13 protein-coding genes and 1 tRNA gene are annotated in these 12,872 nt (G+C 60.0%); 10 read left to right on the top strand and 4 right to left on the bottom strand.

Features of this window, described 5'->3' with window-relative positions; translation table 11 throughout:
- Positions 1-103: 103 nt before the first annotated feature.
- Positions 104-346, top strand: a complete 243-nt coding sequence (locus LJY25_RS07625) for a hypothetical protein (protein WP_227607726.1) — start codon at positions 104-106, stop codon at positions 344-346.
- Between the two features lie 327 nt (positions 347-673).
- Here the strand turns inward: LJY25_RS07625 and LJY25_RS07620 are convergent, their stop codons facing one another.
- A complete protein-coding gene (locus LJY25_RS07620) occupies positions 674-877 on the bottom strand; it encodes a hypothetical protein (RefSeq protein ID WP_227607725.1) in 204 nt (67 codons plus the stop codon).
- Between the two features lie 317 nt (positions 878-1,194).
- Between LJY25_RS07620 and LJY25_RS07615 the strand changes: the two genes are divergently transcribed.
- Entirely contained in the window at positions 1,195-1,899 is a 705-nt protein-coding gene (locus LJY25_RS07615) for a GAF domain-containing protein (protein ID WP_227607724.1), read from the top strand.
- A gap of 115 nt (positions 1,900-2,014) precedes the next feature.
- On the opposite strand, the gene LJY25_RS07610 is transcribed toward LJY25_RS07615, so the two are convergent.
- Positions 2,015-2,088: transfer RNA gene (locus LJY25_RS07610), tRNA-Asp, on the bottom strand.
- Between the two features lie 251 nt (positions 2,089-2,339).
- Here LJY25_RS07610 and LJY25_RS07605 point away from each other — a divergent pair.
- The 5 genes from LJY25_RS07605 to LJY25_RS07585 all read left to right on the top strand — a co-directional run bounded on the left by LJY25_RS07605 (position 2,340) and on the right by LJY25_RS07585 (position 6,316).
- The gene (locus LJY25_RS07605; protein ID WP_227607723.1) at positions 2,340-3,287 is read left to right on the top strand and encodes an acetyl-CoA carboxylase carboxyltransferase subunit alpha; all 948 of its coding nucleotides are present in this window, start codon (positions 2,340-2,342) and stop codon (positions 3,285-3,287) included.
- A 96-nt stretch (positions 3,288-3,383) separates the two neighbouring features.
- On the top strand, positions 3,384-4,226 hold the full coding sequence (locus LJY25_RS07600) for an MBL fold metallo-hydrolase (protein WP_227607722.1): 843 nt from the start codon (positions 3,384-3,386) through the stop codon (positions 4,224-4,226).
- Positions 4,227-4,235: 9 nt separating this feature from the next.
- Positions 4,236-5,009 carry a patatin-like phospholipase family protein gene (locus LJY25_RS07595; protein ID WP_227607721.1) on the top strand — a complete coding sequence of 258 codons (774 nt, stop codon included), beginning with the start codon at positions 4,236-4,238 and terminating at the stop codon, positions 5,007-5,009.
- A 104-nt stretch (positions 5,010-5,113) separates the two neighbouring features.
- Entirely contained in the window at positions 5,114-5,689 is a 576-nt protein-coding gene (locus LJY25_RS07590; RefSeq protein WP_227607720.1) for a 1-acyl-sn-glycerol-3-phosphate acyltransferase, read from the top strand.
- A gap of 48 nt (positions 5,690-5,737) precedes the next feature.
- Positions 5,738-6,316: a hypothetical protein gene (locus tag LJY25_RS07585; protein ID WP_227607719.1), complete on the top strand. Its 579-nt coding sequence runs from the start codon at positions 5,738-5,740 to the stop codon at positions 6,314-6,316.
- A gap of 160 nt (positions 6,317-6,476) precedes the next feature.
- Here the strand turns inward: LJY25_RS07585 and LJY25_RS07580 are convergent, their stop codons facing one another.
- Positions 6,477-7,136 carry a DUF4159 domain-containing protein gene (locus tag LJY25_RS07580; protein ID WP_227607718.1) on the bottom strand — a complete coding sequence of 220 codons (660 nt, stop codon included), beginning with the start codon at positions 7,134-7,136 and terminating at the stop codon, positions 6,477-6,479.
- 329 nt (positions 7,137-7,465) lie between these two features.
- On the opposite strand from LJY25_RS07580, the gene LJY25_RS07575 reads away from it, so the two are divergent.
- Positions 7,466-9,604, top strand: a complete 2,139-nt coding sequence (locus LJY25_RS07575) for an eCIS core domain-containing protein (RefSeq protein WP_227607717.1) — start codon at positions 7,466-7,468, stop codon at positions 9,602-9,604.
- Between the two features lie 28 nt (positions 9,605-9,632).
- On the opposite strand, the gene LJY25_RS07570 is transcribed toward LJY25_RS07575, so the two are convergent.
- A complete protein-coding gene (locus tag LJY25_RS07570) occupies positions 9,633-10,328 on the bottom strand; it encodes a 16S rRNA (uracil(1498)-N(3))-methyltransferase (RefSeq protein WP_227607716.1) in 696 nt (231 codons plus the stop codon).
- A gap of 138 nt (positions 10,329-10,466) precedes the next feature.
- On the opposite strand from LJY25_RS07570, the gene LJY25_RS07565 reads away from it, so the two are divergent.
- Both LJY25_RS07565 and LJY25_RS07560 read left to right on the top strand, forming a co-directional pair.
- A complete protein-coding gene (locus LJY25_RS07565; protein WP_227607715.1) occupies positions 10,467-11,531 on the top strand; it encodes an SDR family oxidoreductase in 1,065 nt (354 codons plus the stop codon).
- Positions 11,532-11,672: 141 nt separating this feature from the next.
- On the top strand, positions 11,673-12,788 hold the full coding sequence (locus tag LJY25_RS07560; RefSeq protein ID WP_227607714.1) for a hypothetical protein: 1,116 nt from the start codon (positions 11,673-11,675) through the stop codon (positions 12,786-12,788).
- The last annotated feature ends 84 nt before the right edge of the window (positions 12,789-12,872 follow it).

Below are 12,872 nucleotides of genomic sequence, written 5' to 3'. Positions count from 1 at the left end.
CAACCTTGCTATTCCATAGAATACCGCCCGGATTATTAGCAACTCCCACTGCAAAGTGGTAAATTTGAAGGATGTATTCCTGCCAAATTTCTCGCTTGAAGCAATGAACTTAGCTTTACTTCAACAGGCCGGCTTTAAACAAACCCTGGAGTCTCCTTCCGGGCGCACGTACGCCGGGGATATTTACACGCAGTGGCTGCCTACCGGCCGGGCCTACGTAATGGTGCCCGCGGAGGGTCACGATACCACCGTGCTGCTGGGCGACTGGTTTGAGCCTTCGCTTTACTGCTGCGGCCCGCTCCTGACGGCGGCCAACGTGCTGGCGTTGCTGGGTCTGCCTTTCTGAAACAGTGACAGCGCCTTGATCGGCCATGCACGATCAGGGTAGCCTGTAAACACCCGCCTAGATAGTACCTGGCGTCGGGGTTGCCCCGGTGTTACCTGCCGGCTCGTCTGCATTATCCAGTGCCTGTGCCTCCAGCCAGATCAGGTCCGGGTTGAGCAGCCCGGTGAGGCCTGCCAGCTCCTCCAGGGTGTGGTCCGGGCTAGGGTTTTGCGGGACTTTGGGTTGCTCGTCTGGGTTGGCTGGCGTCATCATGTTTTGCCCATACGGTAATTCGTCTGCCGGTGATGCAGGCCCGCTAAGACTGGCTCGCCTTGGTGGGCGTGGATGCTATGCGCGGCCCTGTTGCCGTAGCACCTGCAGGGTTTCGCGGTGGCGCTTTTCGGCCAGGTCCTGGCTGTGGGACGCTACAGCCCAGATAGCGGCTGGAATCCACCCGATAAGTGTCAGGTGCAGGATTCCACACACGATGCCCTTCAGGATGTGGCCATTAAGAATCATAGAGATACCGGGCAGCAGAATAGCAAGCAGCATAGTCAAAGTAGCTGGGTTGACGAGCACCAAACCTACTAAAAATGCTACGTATCTGCTCAACGCAGTATCCGGCGGGGCTTAGCCTGGCCTTCCCCGGGTCGAAATAAGGCAGTAAAAGACGGTGGGGGTACTGTTACCGGGGAGGCCGCGGCTGTTTTTAAAATGGCTGGTCTGGTAAAGGCTGGCAAACGGATTCGACAGGGTTGTTAATTTACCGACGAGTTTTCCGCCGTTACGTTAGCAAATGTAAAAACGGAAGGCATGCGCCTGCTGATCGGCTCTGCTTTCTAGGTTACATCCGCTGTACTGTCTTGCTCATGACTTCTGCTTCCCTGTTGCCCGACGACGAATTGGAGCGGCTGCGCAGTTTGCGCGCCCACGATATACTGCCAACCCTCATCGAGCCGCTCTTTGATGAGTTCGTGGCGCTTACTGCCCAGGTCTTTAGTCTGCCCATCTCCCTGATTGCCGTCGTGGAGGAAGAGGAAGTGTATTACCCGGCCAATCATGGCATGGCCGGCAATGACCGTCAGCCCCGCGTTGAGGCCCTGTGCTCTACTGCCATCGAGAAGTCCCGGGCGGTGGTTTACCATGATCTGGCCCTTGAAACCAGCAACCTGAGTCCCGAAGCCGTCCGGGCGGCTGAAGCCAACGAACTGCGCTTCTACGCCGGCGCCCTGCTGCGACTGCCCGATCAGCGCCCCCTCGGCACCCTCTGCATCATTGACCGCCAGCCCCGCACGTTCAGCGCGGATGAGCAGCAGATGCTCGACAACCTCGCTGCCCTGATCAGTCAGGCAATTGCCGCCCGCCACGTCTGCTTCGCCCAGTCGCACGCCGGAGCGGAGCGGTGGGAGCGGGTGCGTGCACAGCTCCAGGAAGAGCTGCGGGAGCTGACTGCACTTGTCCGCTACCTCTTTACCCGGCACGGCGTTCAGATTCCCGTTCCTGCCGATCTGCTGGCGCAGGTAGAGCGCCGTCTTCTGGACCTGCAGCAGTTCCTAAGCGAGCAGCAGTGCTGAGTGAGGCTGACATTACGGTTTCCCGGAGCGACGCTAGGTAAGGGATTCAATGTTGTACCGGATAAACGAAAAAGGCCCCTCAGATAAACTGAGGGGCCTTTTTTCTGCATTGCTGCGGTCCGGACGGGACTCGAACCCGCGACCTCCGCCGTGACAGGGCGGCATTCTAACCAACTGAACTACCGAACCGTTTACTTCGAGTGGAAAACCGTTTGTTTTTCCGTTAAAGTGATGCAAAGGTAAGGGCAAGGGCAGAGAACGTGCAAGGGGTGGCTAGCTTTTTTTCGCTGATTTGGGCTTTTTCAGCCGTTGATGGCTGTTTCTCAGCGACATTATTTTTCGCGCCCTGAGAAAAAAGCCCCCGGGGTAGGGCGTGGAGCGGTTTCGATTACCTTTGCTATTCGCACTTTCTCCCACTCAGACGCATTTCAGAACAGGCAATGCTCCTCGATTTCGAACAACCCATCGCCGCCCTCGAAGAAAAACTCCGTCAGATGCAGCAGCTGGCGCACGACAGCCAGGTGGACGTGTCGGAGGCCGTAGCAGCTCTGGAGGCGAAGATTAAGACTCTCAAGAAAGAGACTTACGCCAACCTGACCCGCTGGCAGCGCGTGCAGCTTTCCCGTCACCCGGACCGCCCCTATACCCTCGACTACATTGATGGCATGGCCACCAAGTTCATCGAGCTGCACGGCGACCGGACCGTGGCCGATGACAAAGCCATGGTGGGTGGGTTTGCCGACCTGGGCGGCCGCACCGTGATGTTTATCGGCCAGCAGAAGGGCCGCAACACCAAGCAGCGGCAGATGCGCCGGTTCGGGATGCCCAACCCCGAGGGCTACCGCAAGGCGTTGCGCCTGATGAAGCTGGCCGAGAAGTTCAACAAGCCCATCATTACCCTGATTGATACCCCCGGCGCCTTTCCCGGGCTGGAAGCCGAGGAGCGGGGGCAGGGCGAGGCCATTGCCCGCAACCTCAAGGAGATGTTTCTGCTAAAGGTGCCGGTTATCTGCATTATCATCGGCGAAGGAGCTTCCGGTGGCGCGCTGGGCATTGCCATCGGCGACCGGGTGATGATGCTGGAAAACACGTGGTACTCGGTGATTTCGCCGGAGTCGTGTTCGAGCATTCTGTGGCGCTCCTGGGACTATAAGGAGCAGGCCGCCGAAGCTCTTAAGCTCACCGCTACCGACATGCTGCAGGCCAAGCTGGTCGACGGCATCGTGAAGGAGCCCCTGGGCGGCGCCCACACCGACCCGGGCAAGATGATTACCACTCTCAAGAAAACCCTGCTGCGCACCCTCGACGAGCTGGACGCCCTCTCGGCGGAGGAGCGCATCAGCCAGCGGATCGACAAGTTCTCCGCGATGGGCGTAGTCGTCGAATAATTTAATTAGCTGTTAGCTTTTGGTCATTAGCTGATAGCTTAAAATTTTATCAGAAAGAAGCTGACAGCCAACAGCTAGTAGCTAACAGCTAAGAAAATGAACCTTCACTCGATTGATACCGGGCTGTTCAAGCTGGATGGCGGGGCCATGTTCGGCGTGGTGCCCAAGAGCATGTGGCAGAAGCTGAACCTGCCGGATGCCAATAACATGTGCACCTGGGCCATGCGCTGCCTGCTCATTGAAGACGGCAACCGGCTGATTCTGGTCGATAACGGCATCGGGGACAAGCAGGACGAGAAATTTCGCGGGCACTTTTACCTACATGGCGACGACACACTCGAAAACTCCCTGCGCCAGAAGGGCTTTACCTCCGCCGATATCACCGACGTTTTCCTGACCCATCTGCACTTCGACCACTGCGGGGGCTCGGTGGTGCGAACCGGCAGCGGTAAGCTGGAGCTGGCTTTCCCCAAGGCCACGTACTGGTCGAACGAGGCGCACTGGGACTGGGCCGTGCAGCCGAATCCGCGCGAAAAAGCCTCTTTCCTGAAGGAAAACATCCTGCCCATCCAGGAAAGCGGGCATCTGCAGTTTGTGCGGCCCGGGGAGGCACCGGCCTTGCCGCAGTTTCGCGAAATCATCTTTGCCGACGGCCATACCGAGAAGATGATGGTGCCGGTGCTCGACTACAAAGGCCGGACCCTGGCCTTCATGGCCGACCTGCTGCCCTCGACCGGCCATATTCCGCTGCCCTACGTGATGAGCTACGACATGCGCCCGCTCGTAACCATGAGCGAGAAAGAAGCGGTGTTGCGCCGGGCGGCCGACGAGAACTGGGTGCTGCTGCTGGAGCACGACCCGCAGGCCGCCTGCTGCACGGTAGAGCACACCGAGAAAGGCGTGCGGCTGGCCCAGACGTTCCGGCTGGAGGAGCTGTAATTCAGACTGATGGCGGAGCGGCAGCTGGGAGTTTGTTTTTCAGGCGGCGGTGCCCGCGGTATCGCCCACCTGGGGGTACTGCAGGCGCTGCTTGAGAGTGGGTTGCCCATCGGGCACGTAACCGGGGTCAGCTCCGGGGCCATTGCCGCTGCCTTCCACGCCGCGGGCTTTGCGCCCCGCGAAGTGCTGGGGCTGCTGGCCGATACCCGCTTTCTGCGGCTGGTGCGGCCTTCGTTCAGCCGGGGCGTGCTGCAGTTGGAGCAGCTGCAGAAGCTGTACGCGCACTACCTCGGCCCGGACCGCACCTTCGCTGAGCTGGCCGTGCCGCTGACGCTGGCCGTGACCGACCTGGGTGCAGGCGAAACCCTGTATTACGAGCGGGGCCTGCTGATTCCGCCCCTGCTGGGCACCACCACTGTGCCGGTGCTGTGCCGGCCGGTGGAGTATGAGGGCCGGCTGCTCGTGGACGGCGGCGTGATGAACAACCTGCCCGTGGAGCCGCTGCTCGACCGCTCGCACCTGCTCACCGTCGGCGTGCACTGCAACCCGTTTACGAATGAGCTGCCGCTGACGTCGCTGCGGGAAATAAGTGAGCGAACCGCCTACCTGGCCATTCTGATGAACACGCTGCCCCGGCTGGCCAGGTGCCACTTCGTGGTGGAGCCGCCGGAGCTGCGTCATTTCAAGGTCACCGACCTGCGCCGGGCAAACGAGCTGTTCGACATCGGCTACGCGCATACGCTCACCCGGCTCCCGGCCCTGCGCCAGCAGCTGATGGCCTGACCTACTACCCCGGCGGGTTTAGGCTGCTGCCGGTGGTAACGGCGAAAAATCCCTAGTTTTAACCCGGTCAGCCATTCTTTGCGGCTGATTGCCGTACGCGTACTATGCCCAAAGCTCCTCACACCTCTACTTTCTGGTACTACACCTCTAAATTCTGGTTCTGGCTGAATGGCTGGCGCCTGGCCTCCGTGGTGCCGCCCGGCATTCCCAAAGCCATTATGATTGCCGCGCCCCACACCAGCAACTGGGACATCATGTTCGCCCGCGGAGCTTTCTTTCTGATGAATGTGAATGTGCGCTTCACCGTGAAGAAGGAGTGGGTGGACAATCCGTTTCTGGGCGGACTAATCAAGGCGTTGGGCGCCCTGGCCGTTGACCGGAGCCGCAACAACAGCCTGGTCGACGGCATGGTGCAGCTGTTCAACGAGCGGGAGGAGCTGGTCATTCTAATTACTCCGGAAGGCACCCGCAGCTACCAGCCCAAGTGGCGCAAAGGCTTCTACTTTGCGGCCGTGGGCGCGAAGGTGCCCATCCTGCTGGGCTACCTCGACTACAAAAACAAGGAAGCCGGTGTGGGCCCCGTGTTCTGGCCCACCGGCAACTACGAGGCGGATCTGGAGGAAATCAAAGCCTTCTACCGGACCAAGACTGGCCGCTTCCCCGAAAAAGGCGTCCGGTAGCCGCCGGCTGCTCGTTTCTCGTTCTGCTCACCACCAATTCCGGTTGCCATGGATGCTGATACGCTTGAAGTGCTCTTGCCCGCGGGACTGGTGCTGGTCGGCTTCCTCGTCTGGCGGCTGGTGCAGAAAGTGAAGATGGCGGTGGAAAAGCAAAAATGGGAACAGCAGACCCAAGTCCAGCCACCGGTAAAAACGCCGCCCCTGCCGGCTACCTCGTTTGAGGAGCTGCTCAAGCAGATGCAGGCCCAGAACAGGGAAAAGGCGGCACCGCGTGAGCCGGCCATGACCGTGCCGGATACGGCGCACACCCCGGGTGGCCGGGCAATGCCCCACGAAGCGGCGACCCGGGCCCGTAGCCTGGAGCAGGGAGCCAAGATAAACTCAATGGAGGTACCTGCCGTGCGGAAGTCGGCGAAAAAGCAGCAGCCGGCACCTGTCCGGCAAGCCGATACGCTGCCCCGCGCTTCCACCCAGCCGCCGACCAAAAAGTACCTGCCCTTCGAGCCGGCCGAAAATCAAACCCCATCGAGCTCCGCGACAAACCACCGCATCCGGGAGCAGCTCCAGAGCCCGGCCGACCTGCGGGCGGCCTTTATTCTGAGCGAGATTCTGCAGCGCCGTTTTTAATTAGGGAGCTATTAGCTGTTAGCTTTCGTTCTTGCCTTCAGTGGTTTGCATCAAGGAGATGTGCGTTTGCTTGTGAATAGCTGCTGCGGCAGTTGCTCCACCACAAAGAGCCGACTCGTTAGCGGGCGGATCAGCCGCTAGCCGCTAATAGCTCAAAAAGCTAGTCCTGGGTGAGGGCGTAGGCCACCAGGTTGGCCCCCATGCGCAGGGCCGCGTCGTGCTTTTCGGGCGGGTCCTGGTAGGTGCCCAAGTCTTCCCAGCCGTTGCCCAGGTCGCACTCGAAGCTGTAGAAGCATACCAGCCGGCCTTTGTAGAGCAAGCCGAAGCCCTGGGGCCGCTTGCCTTCGTGCTCATGTACCTTGGGCAGCCCCCGCGGAAAGCTGAATTTCTGGTGGTAGATAGGGTGAGAGAACGGCAGCTCCACAAACTCCAGCTCGGGAAACACCTTCTTCATCTCGGGCCGGATAAACTTGTCGAGGCCGTAGTTGTCGTCGATGTGCAGAAACCCGCCCCCTGTGAGATAGCGGCGCAGGTTCTTGGCCTCGGTCTCCGTAAAGGAGACGTTGCCGTGCCCGGTCATGTGAATGAAGGGGTAGGTGAACAGCTCCGGGGAATCAAGCTCCACCACGGCTTCATCGGGGGCAATGTTGGTTTTAAGCGTCTGGTTGCAGAATCGGATCAGGTTCGGCAGCGAGGTTTTGTTGGAATACCAGTCGCCGCCCCCGCCGTAGTGCAGCTTGGCAATCCTGAAGCTGTAGGACGGGCCCGCGCCGGTGAGCGTGAGGAGCAGGGTAAGGGTAAGGAGCAGGTTTTTCAGCATGGGAGGGGCAGGATAGACCTGCTTTACAAAGTAACAACCAAGTGGGAAAGTTCAGGCAATGGTTGGCGAAACCCCGCGTAATGCATTGATGAGCTTGACCTGCCTCGTTAGTATTTGCAGGTACTCTCCGCAACTAGTGACTCTGACGCCATAAGATTCCTCGGACGTAGTAGTGTAGACCTTTGGCTTCTTTGGATGGGGTTTCATCGGAGGGCGGAGTCAGGCAGCAAGGGTGTACGTATTAATTTCTACATTAGACCGCTTTGGGAAATGCCAACGCATCAGCCCCTGTTACTTATGGGTTATTCGTGCTGCCTTAGATTATAATTATGACAGACTATCAGGCTGAGAAGCCGCTGGAGTCAGAAGCCAGGTCCAATGCTCAACCTGCCGGGCACCGGCCAACTCCTCTTGGTGAGGTAATACCTTTTATGGATCGGCGCCCGGCGGCCGTAGCACAACGCCGGCTTCAGGAAGCGGTTAGCAGCCGGATGCTGGTCGGGACGGCCAAGAATAAATCAGCAGTTGCTGGCAACGTAGCCGAACCGGTTCAGTGCCAGGCCGCTGAGCCAGACGCCGCGAGGCCGGTAAATAAGTCCGGCCTGCCCGACCAACTCAAGGCTGGGGTAGAAAAACTATCCGGCCATTCGCTTGATGACGTGCGGGTGCATTACAACTCCGACCGGCCGGCGCAGATGCAAGCTCATGCCTATGCGCAGGGCACCGATATTCACGTGGCACCGGGCCAGGAGCAGCACCTACCCCATGAGGCCTGGCATGTGGTGCAGCAAAAGCAGGGCCGGGTACGGGCCACCCGGCAGCTGAAAGGCTCCGTTGCACTCAATGATGATCATGACCTCGAGTGCGAGGCTGCTGTGATGGGAGCTCGCGCGCAGACAGCAGCTATGCCCGAGGGTGCTGCTGCCCAACGGTGTGCCCCCGGTCAGGCGGTCGTTCAGCAGCAAACGGGTGGGGCGGCCGTGGTACAGCGGGTAACCGGAGCTGAGAAAGTGAAAATGTGGGTTCCCACCGCCTTGGAGAGTGCCGAGGCCATTTACCTGATCGATGCTGCTCATCGGGGCGATATGTACCACATCCGGGCTGCCCTGGCAGTTCAGCCCCTGCCGGTGCTGATCTATAATTGCACTGCTCCCAACGACCTGGTGCACTATCTCAGCCAGGGTGGCAAGCTAGCGGGTACGCTCGTAATGACGATGGCTTGGAATCCGGCGGTGGATGAGCCCCCTGTTGAGCAGGCCGACGCGTACGTCAGTAAAAAAGAGGATGGCTTTCGTATAATATCGGAATCTGCGGCCACTACCGTGCTGGCGGGAAAGGGCACTCCGAAAAATACTGCTGACAAGATGAGCAGTGTGCCGGAAGAGCTGCAGGAAGAAATTAAGGTAAAGATCCCGGAGGTGTTCGGGGCGAAGCAGGGTAATGCCGCCCTGGTTATGTTCCGCGATTCCGGCGAAAAGTCAGCCGTGTATCCGGAATTGGATTCCGGCGGAGCGCTGTCCGAACTGGCTACCATGATAAATGAAAAGGGATTTACCGCCATTCTGTGCGGTAATCCAGATGCCCCCCAATACCAGGCATTTCGGAGCATTGGCTCCTACTGGACTCATCTGAATGTAGGTGAGGCCGCCTTGAAGCGCGACGTAGAGGCCTACTTTATGCAGGAGGCTCACCGGCAAGGGTACTATAAAGTAGCGGTCGGCTTCCGTAGCGGTGTGCTTGACTCGTTTACCTTCATGGGCGTTCCGACGATTTCTATTAGTTTGAATGGCTTAGTGGGCGAGGATCGGCACAACCGCCTCGCCACGCCCACGTGGAACCGTACCAATATTCTCTACGATACGCCCCGTCACGCGGATACTGGGGCGGTTGATGCCAAACGCGGCGGCCAAGTACTTATGTCGCCAAAATGGAAGATGGAAAAGCCCGAGGAGGAAGTGGTCCCATCCTCCCGCGTCTTGCTGCCGCCGAAAGGCTTCAGTGAGTCAGATAAATCGTTGGTCGATAAAGGGCTTAGTATTGGTCTGGCGAAGCTGGACAAAGGGAAGGAGCCTTATCCAGGATTCGGGCAAGGGGCCGTCACAAGCCAGGCAATGCGCGGAGTCTTACCGGCGGACCTAGTAAAGTTGGGAGCTACGGCGGAAGAGCAACTTGTGAAAGTCAATCTGGTGACCAAGTATCTCGAGGCGGAAAAAAACCGCGAGGTTGATGCCGCCTGGCACGCGCAGAAGGACTTCGAAAAGGTGGAGGAACTGTGGAACACCAAAATCAGGTCAATACTGGAAGGCCGGGCGTTCGCGCTGAAGATGCGGGAGGACGGCCGGATGAAAAAAGAGCAGAGTGGCCTAGCTATGTCTGGAGGTAAGCCGCCCAAAAAGGTGAAGGAAAAAAAGGGGAAGGCCGCCGCTAAAGTAGCGGAGCCCACAAACTCAAATCCCGATAACCTGTAGGTGCCTGTTAGTTCGACCTGCTAAGCCGTTACCGGCTGATGTGCGCCGTAAACACTGCCGCCAGCGCGGCCGTTTCGGTCCGCAGCCGCGAGGCGCCCAACGTCACGGGCCGGATGCCCAGGCGGAGGGCCAGCTCAATTTCCTGGGGGGTGAAGTCGCCCTCGGGGCCGATGAGCACGCAGCAATGGGGGGCCTGGGATACGACGTGTTTTAAGTCTGTCCGCTCGCCTTCTTCGAGATGGGCGATGAAAGTCGTGGCCGGGTCCACGGTTTTCAGGAAAGCCGCGTAGTCAGTCAGCTCGTCGAGCTGGGGCAGCCAAGCCTGGCCCGACTGCTTGAGGGCGCTTACGGCAATTTTCTCCAGCCGGTCCAGCTTCAGCTCCCGCCGCTCCGAGCGGGCGCAGCGCAGGAAGGTGATGCGCTCGACGCCCACTTCCACCGCCTTTTCCACCAGCCACTCCATCCGGTCGAGGTTCTTGGTAGGAGCCACGGCCACATAGGTGGAATAGGAGCGGGGCGAAACCTTTTCGTAGTGGGTAATCCGCAGCTGGCAGCGCTTGAGGTTCGCGTCGGCTACGGCTGCCTGGTACACCCCGCCCCGCCCGTCGAGCAGGGCTACGGCGTCGCCCGCGCCCAGGCGCAGCACCCGTACGGCGTGCTTGCTTTCGTCTTCGGGCAGCGTGTAGGTAGAGCCGTTGAGGTCGGGGGCAAAGAAGGTGTGCATAACGGCAAAGGTACCCGAACCCGGCGTTGAAGCTATAAGGGGTGGGCCGGAACACGGGGCCTCACAATATTTCCCGGGGCCGTATCCAAGCCACTGTTGAGTCGTAAAGGAAGAATCTATTCTCTCAACCAACCCTCTATGAAAGCCAAACTCAAGAAACTATCCGATCAGGTCATGGTCATCACCGGCGCCTCGTCGGGCATCGGACTCGTTACGGCCCGCATGGCCGCCCGCGAAGGCGTGAAGCTCGTGCTGGCGGCCCGCAGCGAAGACGCTCTGCGCCAGCTTGCCGACGAAATCAACCACCGCGGCGGCGAGGCCATCTACGTGGTAGCCGACGTCAGCCAGCAGGCCGACGTGCGCCGCATTGCCCACGCCGCGCTGCAGCGGTTCGGCCGCTTCGACACCTGGGTTAACGACGCCGGCGTGTCGATTTACGGCAAAGTCGAGGAAGTGCCGATCGACGACATGCGCCACCTGTTCGAAACCAACGTCTGGGGATTGATCTACGGCTCCCTGGAAGCGGTGAAACACCTGAAAAAGCAGGGTGGCACCCTGATCAACATCGGCAGCATCCTGTCGGAAAGCACGGCTATTCTCCAGACTATCTACAGCGCCAGCAAGCACGCCGTGAAAGGCTTCACCGACGGCCTGCGCATGGAACTGGAGCTGGACAAGGCCCCGGTGGTGGTAACCCTCATCAAGCCCGCCGCCATCGACACGCCCTACACCCTGCACGCCAAGAACTATATGGAGCGCGAAGCCAAGCACGCCCCGCCCGCCTACGCTCCCGAAACCGTGGCCCGCGCCATTCTGCACTGTGCCGAGAATCCTGAGCGGGAAATCACCGTGGGTGGCGGTGGCCGCATGATTACCGGCCTGGCCCACCTGGCCCCGCGTCTGCTCGACAAGTTTATGGAAAACGTGTTCGTCAAGCAGGAAAAAGCCGATTACGCCCCGCGTCCGCTTCACGACAACGGCCTCGATCATGCCGCCGGAGAGCTGGAGGAGCGCGGCAACTACGACGGCCACACCCAGGAGCGCAGCTACTACACCACCGCCTCGCTGCATCCGCTGACCACCGCCGCCATTGCCGGGGCCGTAGGGCTGGGCATAGCCGCCCTGGTTCGGAATTCGCGCAAAACTTCTGCGCCCACAAGCGACGAGCTGAACGAAACCCGCAGCACGCTGTGGGTGGAATAATACGGCCGGCCTCGGCTGCAAAGCGCCCCACCAGTATGTGGTGGGACGCTTTTGTATTTCCGCAGTTATTGTCGAACCTTGCTTTGAACCAGTTCCTTGCCTGCGCTGATGCCGAGGCGTGAAGGGCTGCCCAAGAGAGCTATGCATACCACCGTCGAGAAAAATACAGAAGCGCAACTGCCGGTAGCCCCGGACGTCACCGCCAGCCTTGCCACGAACCAACCGGACCAGCGCCCTGAGGCCGTCCGCCAGCGCCGCGTGCAGGATCAGGTTACCAACAGCTCCCTGGTTCGTCGCGGGGGCCAGGTGCAGCAGCTGGTGAGCCGCCGCCTGATGGGCGTCCCGGTGGCGCAGCGCCGCAGCACAGCCGTGGTACAGCGCGCCGAGAGCGAAGCCGAAGCTATTGCCGCCTTCACCGCCCTGTTTGCCGACGATGACTACGAGGCGGACCACGGGGAACAGTACGAGCCGGCCCTGGCGGCGCTGCAAGAGGCCCAGGAAAAAAGCTGGGATGAGCTGGAAAACCTGGCCATCCGGTACGTGCGCCGGATTGAAGACGAGCGTGACGGCCTGGTGACTTCCGGGCAGCCGACCGCGCTTGAAGGCGCCACTTCAGGGGCAGTATCAGCTACCACGGGCGGCAAGCTGGGAGAAGAGGAAAGTGCCCGTATTAAAAGCACCCACGAAATCGGCGACGAAGACATCTACTTCGGCTCCGGGGGCCACGTGCTGAAAGGAGGCATTCTGCTGCCCACCGACGGGTCGGGAGCGTCCGGCGCCCAACTGCCCAGGGGCGGACTGTTGGTACAGCTCGACACCGGGGAGGTGTGGCGGGTAACGGCCGCCATGGTGCGGGCCTATTGGGAGTCAGAGGAAGTAAACGAGCTTGATACCAACCAGGGGCGCTTTGCCGCTTCCAAGGGCTTTACGCCCCACCCCGGCCTGGGCCCGAATGAGAAGATGAATTGTGCTGCGTACGCCCACGGCAGCACCGACCAGTGGGTGGAACCCGAGGACATGCGGGTGTTGCTGGAACAGCACTACCGGGAGGTCCGCATTGAGGACATGCGCGTCGGGCAGGAATACCTGATAGCCCAGCAGACGCACTACATCAAAGTCTGGAAGCTGGCCGACAACCAGTACAAAACCAGTGAAACGAACGGGGTAAGCGGGGTATATGAGCGGACGCGGACTACCGAGCAGCTCACGGAGCAGATTGATTACACCTTCGGCATGAAGCTTTATGAGAAAAAATAGCTTTGCTTGACGCTGCTTGGGCGAGCCCGAGCAAACACAAAGAAGCCCTGCCGGCAGCTGCCGGCAGGGCTTCTTTGTGTTTCA

Source organism: Hymenobacter translucens (assembly GCF_020685205.1).
Lineage (GTDB): Bacteria > Bacteroidota > Bacteroidia > Cytophagales > Hymenobacteraceae > Hymenobacter > Hymenobacter translucens.
The sequence above is the reverse complement of the archived record's forward strand: the minus strand, read 5'-3'. Positions and strand labels throughout refer to the sequence as shown.